At 64.1% G+C, this 21,508-nt stretch carries 24 protein-coding genes and 2 pseudogenes; 9 read left to right on the top strand and 17 right to left on the bottom strand.

Annotated elements, in window-relative coordinates; all coding sequences use genetic code 11:
* Positions 1 to 3 precede the first annotated feature (3 nt).
* Entirely contained in the window at positions 4 to 129 is a 126-nt protein-coding gene (locus BN2476_RS41275) for an MFS transporter small subunit (protein ID WP_087739906.1), read from the top strand.
* Positions 130 to 229: 100 nt separating this feature from the next.
* Here the strand turns inward: BN2476_RS41275 and BN2476_RS41270 are convergent, their stop codons facing one another.
* From BN2476_RS41270 to BN2476_RS41205, 14 genes are all read right to left on the bottom strand, one after another.
* Positions 230 to 991, bottom strand: coding sequence for an ABC transporter permease (locus BN2476_RS41270; RefSeq protein WP_087739916.1), 762 nt, complete (start codon positions 989 to 991; stop codon positions 230 to 232).
* Positions 991 to 1,932 carry an ABC transporter ATP-binding protein gene (locus tag BN2476_RS41265; protein ID WP_087739905.1) on the bottom strand — a complete coding sequence of 314 codons (942 nt, stop codon included), beginning with the start codon at positions 1,930 to 1,932 and terminating at the stop codon, positions 991 to 993. The genes BN2476_RS41270 and BN2476_RS41265 overlap by 1 nt, the downstream gene beginning before the upstream one ends.
* Positions 1,933 to 2,017: 85 nt before the next feature.
* Complete coding sequence (locus BN2476_RS41260; RefSeq protein WP_218274602.1) at positions 2,018 to 2,383, bottom strand: Rieske (2Fe-2S) protein; 366 nt, start codon at positions 2,381 to 2,383, stop codon at positions 2,018 to 2,020.
* Positions 2,383 to 3,288 (bottom strand): intradiol ring-cleavage dioxygenase, encoded by a 906-nt coding sequence (locus BN2476_RS41255; protein ID WP_087739903.1) that lies wholly within the window; start codon positions 3,286 to 3,288, stop codon positions 2,383 to 2,385. Before BN2476_RS41255 ends, BN2476_RS41260 begins: the two co-directional genes overlap by 1 nt.
* Before the next feature lie 7 nt (positions 3,289 to 3,295).
* On the bottom strand, positions 3,296 to 4,390 hold the full coding sequence (locus BN2476_RS41250) for a branched-chain amino acid ABC transporter permease (protein WP_087739902.1): 1,095 nt from the start codon (positions 4,388 to 4,390) through the stop codon (positions 3,296 to 3,298).
* A 10-nt stretch (positions 4,391 to 4,400) separates the two neighbouring features.
* The gene (locus tag BN2476_RS41245; protein WP_087739901.1) at positions 4,401 to 5,264 is read right to left on the bottom strand and encodes a branched-chain amino acid ABC transporter permease; all 864 of its coding nucleotides are present in this window, start codon (positions 5,262 to 5,264) and stop codon (positions 4,401 to 4,403) included.
* Positions 5,261 to 5,968 carry an ABC transporter ATP-binding protein gene (locus tag BN2476_RS41240; RefSeq protein WP_087739900.1) on the bottom strand — a complete coding sequence of 236 codons (708 nt, stop codon included), beginning with the start codon at positions 5,966 to 5,968 and terminating at the stop codon, positions 5,261 to 5,263. The genes BN2476_RS41245 and BN2476_RS41240 overlap by 4 nt, the downstream gene beginning before the upstream one ends.
* Position 5,969: 1 nt before the next feature.
* Positions 5,970 to 6,692 carry an ABC transporter ATP-binding protein gene (locus tag BN2476_RS41235; protein WP_087739899.1) on the bottom strand — a complete coding sequence of 241 codons (723 nt, stop codon included), beginning with the start codon at positions 6,690 to 6,692 and terminating at the stop codon, positions 5,970 to 5,972.
* Between the two features lie 33 nt (positions 6,693 to 6,725).
* Entirely contained in the window at positions 6,726 to 8,015 is a 1,290-nt protein-coding gene (locus BN2476_RS41230; RefSeq protein ID WP_087739898.1) for an ABC transporter substrate-binding protein, read from the bottom strand.
* A 61-nt stretch (positions 8,016 to 8,076) separates the two neighbouring features.
* Complete coding sequence (locus tag BN2476_RS41225) at positions 8,077 to 9,135, bottom strand: maleylacetate reductase (protein ID WP_087739897.1); 1,059 nt, start codon at positions 9,133 to 9,135, stop codon at positions 8,077 to 8,079.
* A 22-nt stretch (positions 9,136 to 9,157) separates the two neighbouring features.
* A complete protein-coding gene (locus BN2476_RS41220; protein ID WP_087739896.1) occupies positions 9,158 to 10,621 on the bottom strand; it encodes an aldehyde dehydrogenase family protein in 1,464 nt (487 codons plus the stop codon).
* A 96-nt stretch (positions 10,622 to 10,717) separates the two neighbouring features.
* Positions 10,718 to 11,713: a hydroxyquinol 1,2-dioxygenase gene (locus BN2476_RS41215; protein ID WP_087739895.1), complete on the bottom strand. Its 996-nt coding sequence runs from the start codon at positions 11,711 to 11,713 to the stop codon at positions 10,718 to 10,720.
* Between the two features lie 34 nt (positions 11,714 to 11,747).
* Positions 11,748 to 12,239, bottom strand: coding sequence for a cupin domain-containing protein (locus BN2476_RS41210; RefSeq protein ID WP_087739894.1), 492 nt, complete (start codon positions 12,237 to 12,239; stop codon positions 11,748 to 11,750).
* 161 nt (positions 12,240 to 12,400) lie between these two features.
* Positions 12,401 to 13,366, bottom strand: a complete 966-nt coding sequence (locus BN2476_RS41205; RefSeq protein ID WP_087739893.1) for a LysR family transcriptional regulator — start codon at positions 13,364 to 13,366, stop codon at positions 12,401 to 12,403.
* A 335-nt stretch (positions 13,367 to 13,701) separates the two neighbouring features.
* Between BN2476_RS41205 and BN2476_RS49600 the strand changes: the two are divergent.
* Positions 13,702 to 14,047, top strand: a pseudogene (locus BN2476_RS49600) (DUF3564 family protein).
* A 135-nt stretch (positions 14,048 to 14,182) separates the two neighbouring features.
* Here BN2476_RS49600 and BN2476_RS41195 read toward each other — a convergent pair.
* Entirely contained in the window at positions 14,183 to 14,713 is a 531-nt protein-coding gene (locus BN2476_RS41195; protein ID WP_235851202.1) for a catalase, read from the bottom strand.
* A gap of 114 nt (positions 14,714 to 14,827) precedes the next feature.
* Between BN2476_RS41195 and BN2476_RS46865 the strand changes: the two genes are divergently transcribed.
* Both BN2476_RS46865 and BN2476_RS41185 read left to right on the top strand, forming a co-directional pair.
* A complete protein-coding gene (locus BN2476_RS46865; RefSeq protein ID WP_087739891.1) occupies positions 14,828 to 15,223 on the top strand; it encodes a hypothetical protein in 396 nt (131 codons plus the stop codon).
* A 430-nt stretch (positions 15,224 to 15,653) separates the two neighbouring features.
* Positions 15,654 to 16,235, top strand: coding sequence for a TetR/AcrR family transcriptional regulator (locus BN2476_RS41185; protein WP_087739890.1), 582 nt, complete (start codon positions 15,654 to 15,656; stop codon positions 16,233 to 16,235).
* Between the two features lie 83 nt (positions 16,236 to 16,318).
* On the opposite strand, the gene BN2476_RS41180 is transcribed toward BN2476_RS41185, so the two are convergent.
* Positions 16,319 to 17,104, bottom strand: coding sequence for a class I SAM-dependent methyltransferase (locus BN2476_RS41180; RefSeq protein WP_087739889.1), 786 nt, complete (start codon positions 17,102 to 17,104; stop codon positions 16,319 to 16,321).
* Positions 17,105 to 17,322: 218 nt separating this feature from the next.
* On the opposite strand from BN2476_RS41180, the gene BN2476_RS41175 reads away from it, so the two are divergent.
* Complete coding sequence (locus BN2476_RS41175) at positions 17,323 to 17,649, top strand: DUF190 domain-containing protein (protein WP_087739888.1); 327 nt, start codon at positions 17,323 to 17,325, stop codon at positions 17,647 to 17,649.
* 167 nt (positions 17,650 to 17,816) lie between these two features.
* On the top strand, positions 17,817 to 18,206 hold the full coding sequence (locus tag BN2476_RS41170; RefSeq protein ID WP_087739915.1) for a hypothetical protein: 390 nt from the start codon (positions 17,817 to 17,819) through the stop codon (positions 18,204 to 18,206).
* A 175-nt stretch (positions 18,207 to 18,381) separates the two neighbouring features.
* On the opposite strand, the gene BN2476_RS41165 is transcribed toward BN2476_RS41170, so the two are convergent.
* On the bottom strand, positions 18,382 to 18,621 hold the full coding sequence (locus tag BN2476_RS41165) for a hypothetical protein (protein WP_087739914.1): 240 nt from the start codon (positions 18,619 to 18,621) through the stop codon (positions 18,382 to 18,384).
* A 301-nt stretch (positions 18,622 to 18,922) separates the two neighbouring features.
* On the opposite strand from BN2476_RS41165, the gene BN2476_RS41160 reads away from it, so the two are divergent.
* The 3 genes and pseudogenes from BN2476_RS41160 to BN2476_RS50115 all read left to right on the top strand — a co-directional run.
* On the top strand, positions 18,923 to 19,747 hold the full coding sequence (locus BN2476_RS41160; protein WP_087739913.1) for an SDR family oxidoreductase: 825 nt from the start codon (positions 18,923 to 18,925) through the stop codon (positions 19,745 to 19,747).
* Between the two features lie 54 nt (positions 19,748 to 19,801).
* Positions 19,802 to 21,244: an MFS transporter gene (locus BN2476_RS41155; RefSeq protein WP_268958027.1), complete on the top strand. Its 1,443-nt coding sequence runs from the start codon at positions 19,802 to 19,804 to the stop codon at positions 21,242 to 21,244.
* Position 21,245: 1 nt separating this feature from the next.
* Positions 21,246 to 21,508, top strand: a pseudogene (locus BN2476_RS50115) (hypothetical protein); the annotation flags it as partial.

Raw genomic sequence — 21,508 nt, 5'->3', positions numbered from 1 at the left:
GCAATGTCGACGCAAACCGCTCATCCGACGAACAAGGGGCTGCTCGCCGTGTTCTGGCTGTACGTGCTGATTCCGCTGACGTGGGGCGTGGTGAACACGCTGCTGCAGGCGATCAAGCTCTTTAGCTGATCGAGCCAGCAAGGAAGGCAGAAACGAAAAGCCGGGCATTGCGCATGCAATGCCCGGCTTTTTCACGCCTGCGCATCGCGCGCCGACGGCATTCATCGCACTACGACTTCAGACGATAGCCCGTTTTGAAAATCCACGCGATCACGGCAAGAAAGACACACAGAAAGATCGCCGTCATGCCGAGGCTGATGCCGACGCTCACGTCCGCGAGCCCATAGAAGCTCCAGCGAAAGCCGCTCACCAGATAGACGATCGGGTTCAGCAGCGTCACCACTCTCCATCCGTGCGGCAGCATCGCGACCGAATAAAAGCTGCCGCCGAGGAACGTCAGCGGCGTGATGATGAGCAGCGGCACGAGTTGCAGCTTCTCGAAGTTGTCGGCCCAGATGCCGATGATGAATCCGAGCAGACTGAACGTGACGGCCGTCAGCACGAGAAAGAGGATCATCCAAAACGGATGCTGGATTTGCAGCGGCACGAAGAGGCCCGCCGTCGCGAGAATGATGAGGCCGAGCACGATCGACTTGGTCGCGGCCGCGCCCACATAGCTGATGACGATCTCCACGTACGACACGGGCGCCGACAGCAGTTCGTAAATCGTTCCCGTAAAGCGCGGGAAATAGATGCCGAACGACGCATTCGAAATGCTCTGCGACAGCAGCGACAACATGATGAGCCCCGGCACGATGAACGAGCCGTAGCTGATGCCCTCCACTTCGCGGATGCGCGAGCCGATCGCCGAGCCGAACACGATGAAATAGAGCGAAGTGGAGATGACGGGCGCGATCACGCTCTGCATCAGCGTGCGCCCCGTGCGCGCCATTTCGAAGCGATAGATCGCGCGGATAGCATGGAGGTTCATCACGCGTTCTCCTCCTGTTTGCGGTGCACGAGACTCACGAAGATGTCTTCGAGCGAGCTTTGCGTCGTGTGCAGATCCTTGAAGCGGATGCCCGCTTCGCTCAGATCGTTGAGCAGCGCAACGAGGCTGCTGCTCTTTTCGCGCTCGGCGTCGTACGTATAGATGAGCTCGCTGTTGTCGTTCGCGAGTTCCAGGCGATACTGCGAAAGCGCGGCCGGCACGCTCGCGAGCGGCGCTTCGAGTTGCAGCGTGAGCTGCTTCTTGCCGAGCTTGCGCATCAGCTCCGCTTTCTCTTCGACGAGCATGATCTGTCCGCCGTTGATCACGCCGATGCGGTCGGCCATCTCTTCGGCTTCGTCGATATAGTGCGTGGTCAGGATGATCGTCACGCCGCTCGCGCTGAGCGATCGGACAAGCTTCCACATGTCGCGGCGCAGTTCGACGTCGACGCCCGCCGTCGGTTCGTCGAGGAACAGCACGCGCGGCTCGTGCGACAGCGCCTTCGCGATCAGCACGCGCCGCTTCATGCCGCCCGACAGTTGAATGATGCGGCTGTTGCGCTTTTCCCAAAGCGAGAGATCGCGCAAGACCTTTTCGATGTACGCCGGGTTCTTCGGCTTGCCGAACAGGCCCCGGCTGAAAGAGACCGTCGCCCAGACGGTTTCGAACGCATCCGTGGTCAGTTCTTGCGGCACGAGGCCGATCAGCGAACGCGCGGCGCGATAGTCGCCGCGGATATCGTGGCCGTCGACCGTCACGCTGCCTTCGCTCGCATTGACGATCCCGCAGATGATGCTGATAAGCGTGGTCTTGCCCGCGCCGTTCGGCCCGAGCAATGCAAAGATTTCGCCCTTGCGAATGGAGAGATCGATACGCTTGAGGGCCTGAAAACCCGATGCGTATGTCTTGGATAAATTCGAAACCGAGATGATGGGTTGCATAGACGCGACGATAGCAGATGCCGCTGCGAAACGCCGCTACTCTGCTCAATCTGCCGCTCTTGCGCGGTAAATCGACGTTGAATTGTCAAACACCGTCGCTGTCGTCCGCATCTTCCTCGACGACCATGCGCGCTTCGATTCGCACGGGCACACGCGTCAACGCCGCGCCGAGACACGGCCCGTCGACGCACACGCCGTCTTCGAAGCGGAACATCGCGCTGTGATGCGCGCACATCAGGTGCTCCGCTTCGTATGTCCAGAATGTGTCGGCTTCGTAGTTGAGCGGTATCGAGAAATGCGGGCACATGTTGCGGTATGCCCATACGTCGTCGCCACGCCGCAGCACGACGATCGCAGGCTTGCCCGCGCGTTCGTCGGCGCCGCTGCATGCGATTTCCTTGCCGCCGCCATCGGGAATGTCATCGAGCGGACACAACACCGTGGCAGTCATCATCGCGCCGCTTCCTGCGAACGCACGAGCACGAAATCGCGCTGCACGTCGAAGAACGGGTTAGGCAAGTCCCACTCTTTCGCATCGGCCGCGCTTTCGTTCTTCACATACTCGACGACCAGCGAAGACTTCACGCCGAACACGGCATCCGATTCGACGTAAGGATCATCCGAGCTGAAGAGCGCCGTCGTAATGGTCTCGTAGCCCGGCGCCTGAATCAGGAAGTGCACATGCGCGGGCCGCATCGGATGGCGGCCGACGGCGAGCAGCATCCGCCCGACGGGACCATCCGTCGGAATCGGATACGGCGTCGGCTTGATCGAGCGGAACGCGTATTCGCCGTCCGGTCCCGAGCGGAAACGGCCGCGCAGATTGCTCTCCGGCTGGTCCGGGTCCTGGCCTTCGTACATGCCGTTGTTGGCCGTCTCCCATACTTCGATCAGCGCGTTCGGCACCGGCTTGCCCGTCTCGTCGATGAGCCGCCCGCGAAACAGCGCCGGCTCGCCTTCCGTGCGCGCGATGTTTGCGCCATACGCTTCGTCGTGTGCGCCTTCCCGGTAGAACGGCCCGAGCAGGCTGTTCTCCGTCGGCGCCGACTCCGTCACATCCTGCTTGCGATGAATCGCATCGAGCATGATCGACAGGCCCAGCGTGTCCGACAGCAGAATGAACTCCTGACGAATGCCGTCGCACTTCTTGCCTGTCTGCGTGAGAAAGTCGATGCCGCGCCGCCATTCGTCGCCCGTCAACTGCACTTCTTCGGCGAACGCGTGCACATGCCGGATCAGCGCCCACATGATTTCCTTCAGGCGCGCATCGCCGCAACCGGAAAGCGTTGCCAGCACCGTTTCGGTGACGGGATGAACCGCGCGATCGGCCGCGCGCTGGATGGTTGTCTCGCTCATGATGTCCTCACGCTCGATGTGCGTTGGTCGAATGCGGATCGAGCGCCTGCTCGACCTCGTCCGGCAGCGGTTGCTGACGCGGCGCGGCGGCATCGCGGAACACGACGCGCCGCCCGACGGGAAACAACTGCAGATGCAGGCGTTGCGAAACGTAGCCCCACAACCCCTGCGGGAAACATATCGTCACGACGATGGCCAGCGCGCCGAGACCGATCAGATACCAGGTGCCATAGTCCGACAAAAACTTGTTCAGCACAAAGAAAATCAGCGCGCCGACAACCGGCCCTTCGAGCGTGCCGAGCCCGCCGATCAGCACGATGAAGATGCCGAACGCCGTCCAGTTGACGGAGAAGGCCGCATCCGGCGAGATGCGCAGATTGCCGACAAAGTACAGGCCACCCGCGAGCGCCGCGCCGCACGCGGACACCAGATAGACGATGAGCCGCGCGCGCTTCACGTCGACGCCCTGACTGCTCGCCGCCACCGCGTTGTCGCGCATCGCCGTCAACGCAAGGCCCGCTCGCGAACGCAGGAACAGATACAGCAGACCGATCGCCGCCGCGACGATCGCAAGCGCGAGCCACAGCGTCAGCGATTCGCGCAGCACACGCGGAATGCCACGCAGCGCAGTGAGGCTCGTGCCCGAGCCACCGCCGAGCGCGCTGATATTCGCAAACGTGAGCCTGAACACTTCCGCGATCACCCATGTGCCGATCGCGAAGTATCCGCCTTCCAGACGAAACGCGATCATCGACACGGGCACGGCGGCCAACGTCGCGATCAGCGCGCCGAGCGGCACCGCGAGAAACGGCGACACGCCGCAGTAGTTCGCGAGCACGAGCATCGCATAGCCGCCCAGGCCGAAGAACGCCTGCTGCCCGATCGACACCATGCCGCCATAGCCCGCGAGCAGATTCCACATCATCGCGAACACGAGATACGCGGCGAGCTGCACGAAATCGTGCAATGCCTCGCGTCCCGCCCACCACGGCGCGCTTGCGGCCGCGACGGCGAATGCCAGCAACGCGAACAGTGTGACCTTGCTCGCGCGCGTCGCACGATGGACTTCGAACGCACGCGCCTGATTCAGATGCATCGTCATGACAACCCTCTCATGCCGTTTTCGGCAACAGGCCTTGCGGCCGCACGACCAGCACGCACAGGAACACGATATGGCCGAACCAGATGCCCCAGCCCGGATCGAAATAGAAACCGACCTGCTGCGCGATGCCGAGCGCCATGCCGCCCGCAAACGTGCCCCAGAACGATCCCATGCCGCCGATGATCACAGCCTCGAATGCGAACAGCAGCAGCGCGGGACCATCCGTCGGCGACACGGCCGTGCGCATGGAGTACAGTGCCGCAGCCACCGCGATCAGCACGAACGCGATGCCCATCGCGAGCGCGTAAGTACGCCGGTACGACACGCCCATCAGCTGGACGATCTCGCGGTCGTCGGAAGTTGCGCGAAAGGCGCGGCCAAGCGGCGTGCGTCCGAAGAGCCACTGCATCGCGAATGCGAGCGCGATCGTCGCGCCGAGCGTCACGAGCGGCAGATAGCCAACCGTGATGCCCGCGAACGTCACGCTCTGCGCTTCGAAACTACCCGTTGCGATCGAGCGCGGATCGGCGGAGAACAGTTGCTGCAACACGTTCTGAATGACGATCGACAGCCCGAATGTGACGATCAGCGAAGGCAGCGGATCGCGGCTGCTCACGCGGTTGAGCACCGTGTACTGCACCGCGTATCCCGCGCCGAATGCAATCACGAGCAACAGTACGAGCGACAGCGCGAGCGGCACATGCAGCAGGCTCGTCAGCGCGAACAGCACGAACACGAGCAGCACGATGAAGTCGCCGTGCGCCGTATTAGTGAGCCGCATCACGCCGAACACGAGCGACTGGCCCATCGCGAACAGACCATACAGCGCGCCGAGCAGCACGCCTTGCACGACGATATTGGCGAGCGTATTCATGCGGCCACTCCGAAATAGGCTTGCGTGATCGCTTCGTCGGAGACATCGGCGGACACGCCCGACAGCGATATGCGCCCTTCCTGGAAGCAATAGAAACGCGACGACACGCGCCGCGCGAGCTGCACGTCCTGCTCGACGACGATCGCGCTCATGCCGTCCGACACGATGTCCGGCAGCGCCGCGTAGATCTCGCGGACGATCACGGGCGCGAGCCCCAGCGACAGCTCATCGCACATCAGCAGATCGGGATTGCTCATCAGCGCGCGGCCGATCGCGACCATCTGCTGCTGTCCGCCCGACAACGCCGTGGCCGCATGATGCCGCCGCTCGCGCAGCGCCGGGAACAGCGTGTAGACGGCTTCGAGATTCCAGCGTCCGGGCCGCCCGCTATACGCGCCGAGCAGCAGGTTCTCCTCGACGGAAAGACTCGCGAAGAGCCTGCGCCCTTCGGGCACGAGCGCAATGCCCTTGCCGACGATGCTCGCCGCCGGCATGCCGCCGATCGCTTCGCCGCGATAGACGATCTGCTCGCGCTTCGCTTTCGTCAGCCCCGCGAGCGCTTTCAGAAACGTCGATTTGCCCGCGCCGTTCGAGCCGATCAGCGCGACCACTTCACCGGGTTGCACGTCGATGTCGACGCCGAACAGCGCCTGAAAATCGCCGTAGAACGCAGTGAGCCCATGCGTCTGCAGTAGTGCCGCCATGTCACGCCTCCAGTCCGAGATACACGCGCCGCACTTCGGGGTCGTCCATCACGGCAGCGGGCGCGCCCTCGGCCAGCTTGCGGCCGAAGTTGATGACGAGCAGGCGATCGGCCACCGCGAGCAGCGCATGCACGACATGCTCGATCCACACGATCGTCACGCCGTGCTCCTTCACGCGGCGGATTTCGTCGACGAGCTCATGCGTCTCGCCTTGCGTGAGGCCGCCCGCGATTTCGTCGAGCAGCAGCAATTGCGGCTGCGTCGCGAGCGCTCTAGCAAGTTCGAGCCGCTTGCGATCGAGCAGCGCGAGCGTGCCCGCCAGCTGGTTCGCGCGGCGCTTCAGGCCCGTGCGCTCCAGCACGTCGACGCACACATCGCAGGCCGCGCGTTCGTCGAGCGCGCCGCCGAAACGCGCGCCGACCAGCAGGTTCTCGAACACCGTCATGCCGCCGAACGGACGCGGCACCTGATACGAACGGCCGATGCCCGCCGCGCAGCGGCGATGCGGCGCGAGATGCCCGACGTCGGCGCCGTCGAACTCGACCGTGCCCTCATCGGGCTTCGCGTCGCCGCTGACGAGATTGAACAGCGTCGTCTTGCCCGCGCCGTTCGGCCCGAGAATGCCGTACGTCTCGCCGCGCCCGACTTCGAAGCTGATCGCATCCGTCACCGTCAGCGCGCCATAACGCTTCGATACGTTCGTGAGTCTGAGCAATGCGCTCATCGCAACTCTCCTCGTGATGCCGCTGATGCGCTGTCACGCGATCAGCCTGAGCGGCCCGCTGACGGGCACGGCAGGCGCAAGCTGGTTGTTGACGATGGCGAGATCGAAGCGGTGCTTCTGCCCCTTCACCCATTGACCGCCGACGAGCGGCGTCTTCGCGACGTTCTTCACGGGCCCATTGCCCCACGCCACGTGACCGACGAGCGTATCGAGCTTCGTCGACGCCACCGCATCGCGGATCGCTTCGTTCGAGTCGATGTCCTTCGCGCGCCTGAACGAGTCGATGGCGATTTCAAAGAGCGCATGTGCGAAGCCGATTGGCTGCGTCCATTGCTTCGACGTGACGCGCTCGTATTCGTCGGCGACCTGGCGTGCGTTCTGCCCCGTCAGCGACGATTTGAACGGATGCGACGGCGACCACCACACTTCCGTCGACAACCCTTCGCCGAGATCGCCGAGCGCTTCGATCGACGTCGGAAAGAGCAGCGCCTTGCCGATCGAAATGACCTTGGGTTTGAGGCCCTGCTGACGCGCCTGCACGAGAAAGTTCTTCGCGTCGGGCGGAATCACGACGCCCGTCACGATCTGCGCATTCGACTGCCTGAACGCGGAAATCTGCGCGGAGAAGTCCTGCGTCATGCTCTGGAAACGGCCCGGGTCTTTCAACGTGAAGCCCTTTTGCGCGAGCACGGGCGGAAAGCCGAGCTTCGCATCGCCCCAAGCGTTGCCGTCGCCATCGTTCGGAAAGAGGCCGCCGACGCTTTTGTTCGTCTGCACCGACTGCCACATGCCCGTGTAGACGGCGATCACGTCTTCGAGGCCCCAGAAGAAGTGATACGTGTAGCTGAAGCCCTTCTTCGGATCGCCCTTGCGTCCGAAGAACCACGGCTGCCACGGCACCACCGTCGACACGCACGGCATCTCGTTCAGCTCGCACGCGTCGCTGACGGGGTTCGCCGTTTCGGGCGTGCCCGAGACGAGCATGATGTCGACCTTGTCCTTCAGGATCAGATCGTTCGCCACTTCGCTCGCGCGATTCGGATTCGACTGGCTGTCCTTCACGACGATCGACACAGGGTAGACCTTGCCGCCGATCGTCACGCCGTTCTTCAGCGCGCCCTGCATCTGCTGGATCGTGAAGCGGTCGGCCTCGCCGAACGGCGCGAGCGGCCCCGTCTGCGGCGACACATAACCGATCTTCAGCGTGCGCGTACCCGCCGCGAACACGAGCGGCGAGAACATCGGCGCCGTAGCGGCGAGCGCGCCGCCCGCGGCGAGGCGCACGAAGCGGCGTCTTCCTCCGTCGATGAGATCTCCATCCATTGCTGTCTCCTGCTTTTATATGTGTGCGTATCGCGGTGTGTATCGTTTATGTATCGCCGCGCTATCCGGGCCTTCGCCCTTCGAATGCATCGCGCAGCAACGCGCGAAGCGGCTCGCGTTCCACCGGGCGCGGATTCCAGTAGGGACTCGTCAATGCGAGCTCCAGCGCGACGTCGATATCCGCCTCCTTGAGGCCGATGTCCTTCAGCGCGGTCGGCGCGCCGTGGTCGCGCGCGAGGTCGAATACGGCTTGCGCGGCATCGTCCGCATGCAGTGCGCGCGCGATCCGCTGCATCGCGTGAGGCGCCGCGTCGCGGTTGTATGCGAGCGCGTGCGGCAAAACGATGGTGTGCGTCTCCGCGTGCGGCAGGTTGAACGTGCCGCCGAGCGTATGGCACAGCTTGTGATGCAGCGACATGCCGACACTGCCCAGCACCGCGCCGCACAGCCACGCGCCATAAAGACACGCGCCGCGCGCATCGAGATCGTCGGGCTTGCCGATCACGCCCGGCAGACCCTCGCCCAACGCGCGGATGCCCTCTTCCGCCATCAGGCTCGTGATGGGATTCGCGTCTTGCGCATAGAGACCCTCGGCGGCGTGCGCGATCGCGTTGATGCCGCTCGTCAGCGAAAGCGCGGGCGGCAGCGACACCGTCAGCGACGGATCGTAGATCACCGTCTTCGGCAGCACGCGCAGGTCGCGGCCCGTCTTCTTGACGCCACCGTCCGTGAGGCCGTAGATCGGCGTCATCTCCGAACCGGCATAGGTCGTCGGAATCGCGATGATGGGCAGCGCCGTTTCGAGCGCGATCGCCTTGCCGAGCCCCGTCGTCGAGCCGCCGCCGATCGCGATTGCGCAATCGGCGCCGAGTTGCGCCGCGACATCGCGTGCGGCGCGCGCGGTTTCGATTGGCACATGCATCACGGCTTCGGCATACACGCCCGCTGCGCGCGGCCCGATGCGCCCCGCAAGCTGCTCGGCCTGCGCGCGCTGTTGCGGCGTCGCGAGCACGAGCGCGCGTTTCGCTCCGAGCAGTTCGATCTCGCGATCCAGTTGATCCAGGCTGCCCACGCCGAATACGACGCGCGAAGGCAAGCCCTGATAGACGAACGGTTTCATGGCGTGTGTGTGCAAATGCGCCTTAGCGCGGAAAATAAGGGGGAATCTGCGCATCCACGTTGACCCACACCGACTTGGCCTGCGTGTATTCGCGCATCGCTTCGAAGCCCATCTCGCGTCCGTAGCCGCTCGCGCCCACGCCACCGAAAGGCGAGCCCGGGCTCACGCGCTTGTAACAGTTGACCCACACCATGCCGCTGTGAATCTCGCGTGCGACCCGATGCGCGCGTTGCAGGTCGCGCGTCCACAGGCCCGCGCCGAGGCCGTATTCGGTGCCGTTCGCAATCGCGAGCGCTTCTTCGTCGGTGCTGAACGTCGTCACCGTCATGAACGGGCCGAACACTTCTTCCTGCGAGACGCGGTCGGTCGGCTTCGCTTCGACGATCGTCGGCTCGACATAGCAGCCGTTCGCGAGCGCCGCGTTGTCCGGCGACCTGCCGCCCGCGATCACGCGTCCGCCCTGCTCGCGCGCGACATCGACATACGACAGCACCCGGTCGCGATGCTGGCGCGACGTGAGCGGGCCCATTTCCGTCGTCGGATCAAGCGGATCGCCGATGCGGATCGTGCGGGCGAGCGCGACGAACTTCTCGAGCACTTCGTCCGCGATCGATTCGTGCACGATCATTCGCGACGCGGCGATGCACGCCTGGCCCTGGTTGTGGAAGATGCCGAACGCGGAACCCTGCACGACAGCATCGACATTCGCGTCGCCAAACACGATGTTGGCGCCCTTGCCGCCCAGTTCGAGCTGCACCTTCTTCAGGTTGCCGCTCGACGCCTGCACGATCTTGCGCCCCACGGCCGTCGAGCCCGTGAACGCGACCTTGCCGATCTCCGGATGCTCGGCGATGTACTGGCCCGCCACGTGCCCGAGCCCCGGCAGGATGTTGACGACGCCCGCGGGAAAGCCCACTTCGGCCATCAGTTCCGCGATTGCGAGACTCGACAGCGGCGTGAGTTCAGCGGGCTTCATGATCACGCAGTTGCCGGCGGCGAGCGCGGGCGCCATCTTCCAGCTCGTGAACATCAGCGGGAAATTCCACGGCACCACCTGTCCGACGATGCCCACAGGCTCGCGCGTCAGGTAGTTCAGAAAGCCCTGCTCGACAGGAATCACCGAGCCCTCGAACTTGTCGGCCATGCCGCCGAAATAGCGAAACGTGGCGGCCGTGCGCGGCACGTCGAGATAGCGCGTGTCGCGAATCGGATGGCCCGTGTCGATCGATTCCAGATGCGCGAGCCTGTCCGCGTTCGCTTCGATCGCATCGGCGAGCTTCAGCAGCAGACGGCCGCGCTCGGCGGCCGCGAGGTTGCTCCACTTCGGAAACGCCGCTTTCGCCGCGGCCACTGCGCGATCGATGTCGGCGTGATTTGCCATCGACACGTCGGCGATCACGGAGTTGTCGTGAGGGTTGAGCGTCGCGAGTGTTTCGCCGCTGAGCGATGGTACGAAGCGGCCGTCGATGAAGAGTTGCGTTTGCATGTCAGTCCTGCTCGATGAGACGTTTGGGCGTGAGCGTCCCCGCGGCGCCAGTGTCCTGGCGCCGTCCATTGCACGATCGGGGACAGTCGGAAGTGCTTAGAACTGGATCGGGTAAGGCGGCAGTTCGCCGCTCTCATACCGCTTCGGCAGATCGGGCGTCGCGTTCTCCCACACGAGCAGCATCGAACGCTTCTGCGAATAGCCCTTGTGACGGATGTCGGCGGGCATCGCGGCGATGTCGCCGGCGTTCATCGTGATGCGCGCGCGCGGCTCGCCCGTGTCCTTGTCGGCCACATCCCAGATGATCTGATCCGACAGTTGCAGGAACCACTCGACGCGGTCGTTGCCATGAAACACGGGCAGCACGAATTCTTCCGTGGTCGGGCAGAAGAGGCTCTGCTTGCACACCGACGTGACGGACGGATTCCACGTGACATCCGAACGCGACAGATACTTGAAGAGGTTGAACGCGTGCAGTTCCTTTTCGAAGCCCGGCGCGGCGTGAATCTCGGGCTCGTCCTGCACGACGTCGGCGAACTGGCGGTTGATGGGGAAGTCGTCGCGCAGCGGCGAATCGCCTTCGAGTCCGGGCATGCGCTTCGTCGCGATGCGGGTGCGCTCGATCGCGGCCACGTTGTCGCCATGCTTCGCGCCGAATGCGGAGCCCGTTTCTTCCGGTGCCGCGAACGGATCGAAGCCTTCGTTGACCCAGTCCTTCAGGATCGCCTTGAACGTCGCCATGATGACGGGCGTGTCGAACTGCTGCACATGATCGACGCCTGCGTCGCGAAAGCTTGCGTTATAGGCGCCCGCATACATGTCGACCTTGCCGTAGTGATTGCGCGTGCCGATCACTTCGTCGAAGTTGACCCAGCCGTAGAAGAAGCCCCATGCGACGTCGCGCATCATCGCGCGCAGGAAGTCGTCGGCGTGCATCTGATGCGAGCGCTGCTGGCCTTTCGCAGGCCACTTGAGGGTAACGAAATACGCGTCGCGCGAGAACTCGAAATCGCCGAGCTTGAACGTGCGATAACCCGTGACAGCATCCGGCTCGCTCGCGCAGATGTTTTGCAGTGTGTTGACGGTGCTCATGATCTGCTCCAGAAAAGAGAATGTGCGTGACGGGTTATTGAATGCAGATGTCCTGCCACTTCTCGACCGAGTAGCGGCCCAGAATGGTCTGCACGAGCAGCACGCCCTTTCCTGCCGTTTCGAAGCGGTATGCGGCGCCTGCGGGCAGCAGCGCCTGATGGCCGCGGCGCAGCCGCACGAAGCCCATGCTCTTGCCCGAGGGCGTGCCTTCGAGCCGCACGCTGCCTTCCGTCTCTCCATCGACGAGGGGACCGTCCGAAGGCTTGATGAAGTGCACGTCGATCTCGCCGTCCATCACGACGCAGAACTCGTCGTGCGAAGCCGTGAACCACGGCGACGTGCCTTCGGCGCGCAGCGTCTCGATCACGTACTTGAGGTTCTTGCCGACGACGATCTTCTCGTACGGCGCGGCGTGGCTCGCGACTTCGAACACGTTCGACATCGCATAGTGTTCGGGCTTGCCCTTGATGATTTCGATCGAGCCTTTACGGTAGCTGTCGAGACTCGCCAACCAGGTCTGCTGCATGATTGCCTCCTTGGATCTCCGTTGATCTTCGACACGTCGTGCGTGTTTCCATGGACGCAAGAGTAAGTGCGGGGAAGCGCAACGGCAATGATCCGAGGTTCGGCAAATCAGAACGCCGGGTGCGAGTAAAAGACCCCAGGGGAAGTACCTGGGGCATCGGGCTACTGGTCGGCCAGTTCTTCGCCGACGCTCTTCATGTCGTCGTCATCGGCGACGATGCCGAGCGCCCTGTCCCATTGCGGCTCGCGCAGATAGCGGGCACGCAGGAAGTCGACGAACGCCTTCACCTTCGCGGTCGAACGATGCGACGCGGGGTACACGGCCGACAGCCACAACGGCGGCGCCGCATAGTCGGGCAACACGCGTTCGAGCCGGCGCTCGAGCAGATCGGCGGCGGCGACCATCGTCGGCAAATAGACGACGCCCGCGCCCGCGCGCGCGAACTCGAGCAGCAGATGCACGCTGTTCGTCTTCAGCACCGGGTTCAGCGCGATCTCGAAGCATTCGTTGCCCTTCATCAGCGGCCACTTGTCGCCCCACGGATAGTACGAGTAGCGCGCGAAGTCGTGCCGCAGCAGATCGAGCGGCGTCTCGATCACGGGTTCTTCCTTCAGGTAGCCGGGCGCCGCGCACAGCACGCCGCGCACGGGAAACAGCCTTCTTTCGACGAGCAGGTTCGAGGCGGGCGGATAGATCTGCAACGCGAGATCGAAGCCTTCCTGCACGGGGTCGATCACGCGATCGTTGACGGTCACGACGAACTCGATGCGCGGATGCTTCTCACGAAACTCGATGAGCGCCTGCGAGAAATGCCCGAGCGCGAAGCCGGGCAGCACGTGGACATTGAGCGTGCCCGCGAGCGACTCGTGCTGCTCGATCGAGCGGCCCGACAGGTCGTGGACCTTGTTGACGAGTTCGGCGCACTCGCGATAGTACGTCTCGCCGAGCTCCGACAGACGCACGGCGCGCGTCGAACGATGAAAGAGCGGCACGCCGAAGTGCTCTTCGAGCTGCTTCACGCGCGAAGTGACGACGGATTTCGCCACGCCGAGCTGGCGCGCGGCGCTCGCGAAACTCTGGGCCTCGGCGGCCCGCACGAACGCCTCCATCGACATGAAAAGATCCATGCTGTCTCCTGTGTCCCTACTCTTGTCCGATGCCCTACTCTGGTCCGATGCAAAGCAGATGGCAGACCGTCCGTGATTGCTGCAATGCACGACGGACCCCACTTTCCGCTAGTCCAAGTGTACGTTTTTTTGCGCAGAGGATCGCCTGAGGTAGCCGGTTCAAGGTAGCGCGTAAAAACGATCACGGCGCTTGCACTTTGTACAGGCGCATCGCCGCGCGCCATCCGGCACGCCGTGCCGCGCCGCCTTGCTGCGGCGCAATCGCATGCGTCGCATGCTTCCTGGAACAGCCGTTGCTGCAAACGGCGAAAGCCCTTGGCCTGCCCGGAGGCCACATGCGTTTGTCGATCCTGATCAATACGTCCGACCCCACCGTCAATCACGACTACGCGGTGTTGTGGCTCGATACGCTGAACCACGCGTGGACGTCTCACGACCGACGCGGCGTCGAATTACCGTCATCGGGCGAGATGCGCGAGGACGGGCACGTCGTCTCGCTGTGCGCGCGGCACGGACGAGCCACTCGTGACGCTGTACGGCGTGCGCGTCGACCGGCACGGCAACATGACGTCGGCGCAAGGCCAGGCGACGTGGATCTCGCACTCGTGCGCCGATCCCGTTGCGGGCTTCTGGCGCTTGCAGGCCGTCGAGCGCGAGGGTTCGCGCTCGACGCGTCGCTAGCACTCGCGCGCGCGTGCTGGATCGTGCGTCCGTCGAATACGAATACCGTTGATTGAAAATCGAAGCGTCGTTGCTGCAACAGTCACAGCAACGGCGCTTTACTTCGAACGCGCGCCCAAGGCGCACGAATGTCGATCAAGCCAGCACCGATTCCGCCGACTTCTTGCGCGACCACACGAGATGCTGGCCGACGGCATCGACAAACGGCTTCAGCGCCGCATCGACGTCATCGCGCGTCGATACACCATCGGCCTTATCGGGCAGATGCGCTGCGTTCAGCAGTTCCTTGCCCGCGCCGAGCGCCGCAATCGCCATCAGATGCCGGAACGCTTCGAGCACGAAGTGGCGCGCGTCGCCCGATTGCGCGAGCGTCTTCGCGCCCTGCTCATCGCCGCGCACCACGACGCCGTCGAACATGATCGACGGCGTGCCGGCGATCGTCGCTTCGGCGTTGATGCCGTCGATCGCGGCGAGCGTCGGCGCGATCAGCAGCGGCGTCGCCGCGAGATCCGCATCGAAGTTCGCGAGGATTTCGTTGACGATGCGCGCGCGAATCTCGGGCTTCGTCACCTTGCCGAGTTCGAACTGGTACGCGAGCGCGATATGTTCCTTCTCGACGTCGCTCACGCCTTGATAGTCGTCGACGCCGCCGCATGCATGTGACACGCGGTACACGCACGCGCAACGGCACTGCGCGGCACAGTGCTTGCGCAATAAAAGGGACGGGCGGGTCGACAGCACCGACTCGGAATGATCAATCCAACCTCTGGAGGTTAGACGATGAAAAGCACGACGAAGAAGGTACTTGCTACTGCCCTGATCATGGCCCTATCCGGCGGCGTGTATGCGCAGATGGGTGCCGGTAACGGAACCGCGGGTGCAGGCGGCGGCGCGGCCGGCAACGGCGTCGGCCCAGGCGGCGGCAACGCGGGCGGCGCAGGCGGCGTCGCGTCCCCTGGCGCGGGCGTCAACAGCATGCCGCGCGGCACCACCAATGACAGCGGCTACGGCTCGCCAGGCGTGACGGGCACGGGCGGCGGCATGGGCACGGGCACGGGCGCATCGCCGCAAGGCTCGGGCATGAACCGTTCGTACAACGGCTCGTCGAGCAACGGCACGATGTCCCAGCCGGGCACGACGCAGGAGCCGGACATCCGCTCGGAGGGCAGCCAGTAACGGCCTATCGATACGCGGTCCACGCTCGATGGATCGAACGGGCGCCCCGACGTCATCACGATGCCGGGGCGCTTCGTTTTCAGCGGTGTCTCTTTGGATCAGCGCTCGCGCCAAAGCGCTACGATGCGCGCACTCGCCGATCGCGCGAGTGCGCCGATGCCGGCGCGCGCACGCCCCTCGCTCACGCGAGCCAGGCTTTTCGCGGAGACAATGCCGAAACAACGCGGAGACAACCTTGACTCGACAGACGGATCTGATCGTCGCGCGTCCCGAGGGCGTTTACCGCCCTCAAGGCGACTTTCATATCGATCCGTGGCAGCCCGTCGAGCGCGCGGTCATCACGCACGCGCGCGGGCGTCTTTTGTGCATTCTAGCCATTGGTGTCAAAATAATGTCTCGAGCCATTCCACGACTGAGACTGAGGGAAAACATGGCAGGAGTTCGTCAATTCAACGAGGACGACGCGTTCGTGCAGGCGCTGGACGTCTTCTGGCGCAAGGGCTATCGCGCGACGTCGATGCTCGATCTCGCGGAGGCCACGGGCGTGCAGCGCGGCTCGCTGTACAACGCATACGGCGACAAGGAAGAAATCTTCATGCGCGTGTTCGAGCGCTATGCGGAACGCTTCGTCGCCGATGCGCGCAAGGCGCTCGACAAGCCCGATCCGCACGACGCGCTGACGTCGTTCTTTACGTTCGCGATCCGTTCGATCACGCAGGGCTCGCCTACGCGCGGTTGTCTGTCGACAAAGACGGCCGTCGAGATCGAGCCGGAGTCGCCGCGTCTGCGCGAGGCCTTGCGGACCATGCTCGACGCGCTGGAGGCGGCGCTGCTGGCCGTGCTCGACACGAAGGAAGCGCGCGCGCAACTGACGATGCCGCCGCAGCAGGCGGCCAGCCTGATCGTCACGACGACGCGCGGCATCGCGGTGATGGAGCGCATCTACGGCGATCCGAAAAAGCTCAGGCAGACGGCGTTCGCGCTCGTCGATGCCCTCGTGCGCAAGCACTAGGCATCGCGTTTTATCGTGTTTCGCGCCGCCCGCGTGGGCCTTTTCTGTCGATCGCGTCGTGGTCGATCCCTTCAGCCGATCCTTCAGCCGATCCGCGTCGCGCGAACCGCATGGGTGACGTACGGCATCGTCACGACATCGCGTGATGCCAGCGCAGGTTCCGATGCGATCAGCGCGCGCACCTCGCCTTCCACTTCGGCCCATTGATCGGGCGGCAACGCGAGAATGAAGCTCGTCGAGTGCACGCGCTTCACGATCACATCCTCGATGGAGCCCGTATGCCCATGCGGCATGTGCCGCTCTTCGAGTTCCGTGAAGCCCTCGAACGGGAACGCGTTGCGCCATTTGCCCGTGTGATAGCGCGGCACATCGCCCTCGCGCACGCTGACGATCGCATCGAGCCGCGCAACCCAGTCGACGCGCGCATCGCGCACGTTCCATACGAGTCCGAGATGCCCGCCGGGTTTCAGAACGCGGCGAATCTCGGCGAGCGCCTCGCGCGTCGCGAACCAGTGGAACGACTGCGCGCAAAGCACGGCATCGACAGAGGCATCGCTGAACGGCAACGATTGCGCCGTGCCTTCGCGCACGTCGGCTTGCGGCAGCGCAGCGGCGAGCTGCGCGCGCATCTGCGCGACGGGCTCGACGGCCACCACCTGCGCGCCCGTCTCGATCAGGCGCGGCGTGAACTTGCCCGTGCCCGCGCCGAGATCGACGGCGATCTTGCCGGGTCCGAGCCCAAGATCGCCGGTCAGCCAGCCCGCCAGTTCGGACGGATAGTCGGGGCGGCCTTTCGCGTAGGTGTCCGCGCCCTTCGTATAGCCTTGCGTTGCAGCGTGGTGAACGTCATCCGTTTTGTTGTTGGTCATGTCGGCAACCCGGAGTATCGAAGCGCTTCATTGTGAACGATCCGCTCGCGCACGAGCAAATGCGCGGGTCGGCGAGCGCGGCGATGGATGACGCACTGCCGCATCCGCTTGCGTGCTTCGACTGCTGCAATGAGCCCCGCTCTCGCGAGACTGTCGCGCCGGCTCATGCAGCGCGATAATGGTTCGCATCCGTCAGCGCGACGCACAGGGAGTCGGCGATGCAAGGCAGCCAGCTAACCGTCTACGCGGCAACCACCGGCCCGTGCAAGCACCATAAGAGCACCGTCGACTGGATACTCGACGAGGCGCAGCAGGCGGGCCTTCACGGCGCGACAGTCATCGAAATCAGCGAATGCATCGACCTGCACGGCAAATATCACGCTGCGCGTTTTCTCGAACTCGCCGACCAGCCGCGCGCCGTCACGCTCGCGGGCGACGACGCGCGCATCGATGCGCTGCTCGATCGCTTGCGGCACGGCGGCGTGCCGCTCTTCTACACGCGCTGCCCGGTCGAATTCGAGGTGCTCGGCGGCGACGTTCCCTGAAAGCGCGTAATCTGCTTCACACGGGCGCATAGGCCTCGACGCACGGGCCTCTCGACGACGTGCAAACAGGCGCGTACGGACACAGAACAGAACACGCAGACGCTTTTCGACACGCGATGCGGCGCAACGGCAGTTTCGCGCGGCATGCCGATATCAGGAGAATCGCGATGAAGACAGAGCCAAGACTCTTGCACGATGTCGGACTGTTCGAAGCGGTGTTCGCTTGCGTCCACGACAATGACCCTTCCGTGCGCGAGGGCACGATGTTCGGCTGCCCTGCCGTGTTCGTCGGCTCGCATCTGGCGCTGTGCGTGTATGGCAGCGGGATCGGCATCAAGCTGCCCGCCGAACGCGCCGCGATGCTCGTCAACGCGGGCCGCGCGTTCGCGTTCCAGCCGTATGGGCGCTCGGCGATGCGCGAATGGGTCGAGATAAGGATTCCGCGCGAACGTGTCGGCGAAATCGCACCTGTGCTGATCGAAGCGGTCGAATATGCGCGGCATCACACAAGCCACGCGGATGGCAAGGCCTCGTCCGCTTCGGCGTCGAGCGCATAGCGGACCATTGGGGTTTCACTCGCCGGAAATGCGCTGCATGAGCAGCACGACACGGGCGATCGGACGATTCGAGGATCACTCATTGATTTCGTCGAACCAGAATACCGTGCGGACTTCATCGCGCTGATGAACGGGACGGATGCTTTCGCGCAAGCTTTCCGCATCGCACGGATTTTTACTGCGAAGCGCTCTTGGCTCTATTCGCCCCCTCATTCGCTGCCGCGTTCGCCGCCGCAGCGGCTGCAGCCACGGCCGATGCAGCAGACGCCGTCATAGCCGCGGAATTATCGAGCTTGAACCCACGCTTTTCAGTGATTGAGCTGTACATGATCGCCGCAATCAGCAGCCATACGACGACGACGATAAACACGGTGATGCCAAGCGTCTCGTTTCGCTTCTCGCGCAGATCTTTCATGATGCACTCCGCCGGGCTTTCGCCCTCACCGACGAGCGCGGTGCGGTGGGCGATGCCGCGCCGCGGGACCAATCAGCGCCCTTTCTCGACCACGGCGGCCCGCACCGGCAACGCCGTCTAATGTTTGATCCATAACATCCGCGCAAAATCCATCGATGATGGGATGCCAGCATCCCTTTCAAATCAGCGCGCGCCGTGAGGCCGATGCCGCGCACCAAAGCACCGCTACGGGCGATCGCGTATCCTGCGGGATCGCCACGTCGCCTCATCGCCACAACGTCACATGGAGGAAGGAACCCGCATGCCGTCACTTTTCGACCTCGATGGACGCACCGCTCTCGTGACGGGCTCGACCCGCGGCATCGGCCTTGCGCTCGCCGAAGGACTCGCTCAGGCGGGCGCGCGCGTGATCATCAACGGCACGCGCGAGCAGGCCGTCGCGGACGCCGTCGCCGCGCTCAATGCAAAACTGCCCCCAGCGCAGCGCGCGAACGACCGCGCAAATGGCCGCGCGATCGAGCGTGCAATCGAACGTGCGATCGGCCGCGCATTCGACGTCACCGACGAAGCCGCCGTCAGCGCCGCATTCGAGCACTGGGACAGCGAGGGCATCCACGTCGACATCCTCGTCAACAACGCGGGCATCCAGTTCCGGCAGCCGCTCGTGGATCTGAAGCTCGCCGACTGGCAGCGCGTGATCGACACGAATCTCACGGCGGCGTTCATCGTCGGCCGGGAAGCGGCGCGCCGGATGATCGCACGCGGCGCGGGCGGCAAGATCATCAACATCGGCTCGCTGACGAGCGAAGCGGCGCGCGCAACGGTCGGCGCGTACACGGCGGCCAAGGGCGGCATCAAGATGCTCACGCGCGCGATGAGCGCCGAGTGGGCCGCTCACAACATTCAGGCGAATGCGATCGGCCCCGGCTACATCCTCACCGACATGAACGCGCCCCTCGTCGCCAATGCATCGTTCGACGCGTGGGTGAAGAGCAGCAACCCGGCGCAGCGCTGGGGCAAGCCGGAGGAACTCGTCGGCACGGCCGTCTATCTGGCGTCGGCGGCATCGAGCTATGTGAACGGGCAGATTATCTACGTCGATGGCGGCTGGCTTGCCGTGTTGTAAGCCGCACCGTTGCAGCCACAACGTCGTGGCGCTCGCGGGACGGGCTATGCAATAATCAGCGGTCACTTACATCGCTCGCCGCCCGTGCCGCCTGCCCTCAAGGCTTTTACCGCTCCCATCATCGTCGCCTGCGCGATGTTCATGGAGAGCGTCGATGCGAACGTCATCGTCACTGCGCTGCCGGAAATGGCGCGCGCGTTCGGCCGGGACCCCGTCACGCTGAAAATCGCCGTCACCAGCTACGTGCTCGGGCTCGGCGTGTTCATCCCCGTGTGCGGATGGCTCGCCGACCGCTTCGGCGCGCGCTCGGTGTTCCGCACGGCAATCGGCATTTTCGTCGTAGGCTCACTGCTGTGCGCGGCGTCGACGTCGCTCGCGCCCTTCACGGTGGCGCGCTTCATTCAGGGCGTGGGCGGCGCGATGATGGTGCCCGTCGGGCGCATCATCATCTTCCGTGTGGTGGACCGCTCCGAGTACGTGCGCGCGATGAACTACCTGAGCGTGCCCGCGATGCTCGGGCCCGCTGCGGGGCCGCTGCTCGGCGGCTTCATCACGACGTATCTGCACTGGCGGCTGATTTTCTTCATCAATATTCCCGTCGGCATTCTCGGCATCTGGCTTACCAACAAGTACATCCAGAACACACGCGAGCCGCATCCCGGGCCGCTCGACTGGACGGGCTTCATTCTGTCGGCGGGCGGCGCGTCGCTGTTCCTGCTGGGACTGTCGCTCACCGACGGCGAACTCGTGACGGGTACCACCGCCGTCATCATGACGCTCGTCGGCGCCGCAATGCTCGGCGTCTATGTGCTGTACGCGCGGCGTGCCGAGCGTCCGCTGCTCGATCTGCGTTTTTTCCGCGTGCCGACCTTTCAGGCGAGCGTGCTCGGCGGGTCGCTGTTTCGCATCGGTCTTGGCGCCGTGCCATTTCTGCTGCCACTCGTGCTGCAGGAAGGGCTCGGCATGAGCGCGTTCGAATCGGGGCTGATCACCTGCGCGTCGGCGTTCGGCGGCATCTTCATGCGCACGCTCGCGGCCACCGTGTTGCGTCGCTACGGCTTTCGCACGGTGCTGATGTACAACGCCGCTTGCTCGGGCATCGCGATTGCCGCGTGCGGCGTGTTCTTTCCGGGCACGCCGACGTGGCTCATCTGGGTCATCGTGCTGCTCGGCGGCTTCTTCCCCGCGCTGCAATTTACGAGCCTCAATTCGATGACGTACGCCGAAATCGAAAGCCGCGACGTGGGCCGGGCGACGAGCCTCGGTAGTGTCGTGCAGCAGATTTCGCTCGGCCTCGGCGTGACGGTTGCGGGCATCGCGCTGCAGATCACGCGGGCCTTGCATGGTCACTCGGCACTGCAATGGTCGGATTTCTGGCCGGCGTTTCTGGTGGTCGGGTTGTGTTCGTTTGCGTCGATTCCCGTTACCAGGCGGTTGTCGCCAAATGCCGGCGATGAGATCGTGCGGGGCAAGCGGGAAGTGACGACGAAGGCGTGAGTTGCTTTTTTTTGTCTGCGACGCTGGTTGGTTTTTTGGCTTGCCGCCTGCATCCGCGATGCGGTTTTTGTCTGCGACGGCTTTGTTTGTGGTGGTGCTTTTTGCCTTTGCGCTGGCATCCGCGATGCGCCTCGCGGCGCGGGCGTTGCCCCTGTGCGGGGCGGCACTCACTTTCTTTGCCGCCGCAAAGAAAGTAAGCAAAGAAAGCGGGCTCACACCGCCAATCCTCTGTCTCTTATACACATCTCCGAGCCCACGAGACCG

It is taken from the genome of Paraburkholderia piptadeniae (assembly GCF_900007165.1).
GTDB lineage: Bacteria > Pseudomonadota > Gammaproteobacteria > Burkholderiales > Burkholderiaceae > Paraburkholderia > Paraburkholderia piptadeniae.
This window is presented reverse-complemented; position numbering and strand designations above follow the sequence as displayed.

Bases quoted from the DNA above. Each gene is read 5' to 3' on its own strand.
- BN2476_RS41275 (WP_087739906.1), top strand. From the start codon at position 4: ATGTCGACGCAAACCGCTCATCCGACGAACAAGGGGCTGCTCGCCGTG.
- BN2476_RS41270 (WP_087739916.1), bottom strand. From the start codon at position 991: ATGAACCTCCATGCTATCCGCGCGATCTATCGCTTCGAAATGGCGCGC.
- BN2476_RS41265 (WP_087739905.1), bottom strand. From the start codon at position 1,932: ATGCAACCCATCATCTCGGTTTCGAATTTATCCAAGACATACGCATCG.
- BN2476_RS41260 (WP_218274602.1), bottom strand. From the start codon at position 2,383: ATGACTGCCACGGTGTTGTGTCCGCTCGATGACATTCCCGATGGCGGC.
- BN2476_RS41255 (WP_087739903.1), bottom strand. From the start codon at position 3,288: ATGAGCGAGACAACCATCCAGCGCGCGGCCGATCGCGCGGTTCATCCC.
- BN2476_RS41250 (WP_087739902.1), bottom strand. From the start codon at position 4,390: ATGACGATGCATCTGAATCAGGCGCGTGCGTTCGAAGTCCATCGTGCG.
- BN2476_RS41245 (WP_087739901.1), bottom strand. From the start codon at position 5,264: ATGAATACGCTCGCCAATATCGTCGTGCAAGGCGTGCTGCTCGGCGCG.
- BN2476_RS41240 (WP_087739900.1), bottom strand. From the start codon at position 5,968: ATGGCGGCACTACTGCAGACGCATGGGCTCACTGCGTTCTACGGCGAT.
- BN2476_RS41235 (WP_087739899.1), bottom strand. From the start codon at position 6,692: ATGAGCGCATTGCTCAGACTCACGAACGTATCGAAGCGTTATGGCGCG.
- BN2476_RS41230 (WP_087739898.1), bottom strand. From the start codon at position 8,015: ATGGATGGAGATCTCATCGACGGAGGAAGACGCCGCTTCGTGCGCCTC.
- BN2476_RS41225 (WP_087739897.1), bottom strand. From the start codon at position 9,135: ATGAAACCGTTCGTCTATCAGGGCTTGCCTTCGCGCGTCGTATTCGGC.
- BN2476_RS41220 (WP_087739896.1), bottom strand. From the start codon at position 10,621: ATGCAAACGCAACTCTTCATCGACGGCCGCTTCGTACCATCGCTCAGC.
- BN2476_RS41215 (WP_087739895.1), bottom strand. From the start codon at position 11,713: ATGAGCACCGTCAACACACTGCAAAACATCTGCGCGAGCGAGCCGGAT.
- BN2476_RS41210 (WP_087739894.1), bottom strand. From the start codon at position 12,239: ATGCAGCAGACCTGGTTGGCGAGTCTCGACAGCTACCGTAAAGGCTCG.
- BN2476_RS41205 (WP_087739893.1), bottom strand. From the start codon at position 13,366: ATGGATCTTTTCATGTCGATGGAGGCGTTCGTGCGGGCCGCCGAGGCC.
- BN2476_RS46865 (WP_087739891.1), top strand. From the start codon at position 14,828: ATGAAAAGCACGACGAAGAAGGTACTTGCTACTGCCCTGATCATGGCC.
- BN2476_RS41185 (WP_087739890.1), top strand. From the start codon at position 15,654: ATGGCAGGAGTTCGTCAATTCAACGAGGACGACGCGTTCGTGCAGGCG.
- BN2476_RS41180 (WP_087739889.1), bottom strand. From the start codon at position 17,104: ATGACCAACAACAAAACGGATGACGTTCACCACGCTGCAACGCAAGGC.
- BN2476_RS41175 (WP_087739888.1), top strand. From the start codon at position 17,323: ATGCAAGGCAGCCAGCTAACCGTCTACGCGGCAACCACCGGCCCGTGC.
- BN2476_RS41170 (WP_087739915.1), top strand. From the start codon at position 17,817: ATGAAGACAGAGCCAAGACTCTTGCACGATGTCGGACTGTTCGAAGCG.
- BN2476_RS41165 (WP_087739914.1), bottom strand. From the start codon at position 18,621: ATGAAAGATCTGCGCGAGAAGCGAAACGAGACGCTTGGCATCACCGTG.
- BN2476_RS41160 (WP_087739913.1), top strand. From the start codon at position 18,923: ATGCCGTCACTTTTCGACCTCGATGGACGCACCGCTCTCGTGACGGGC.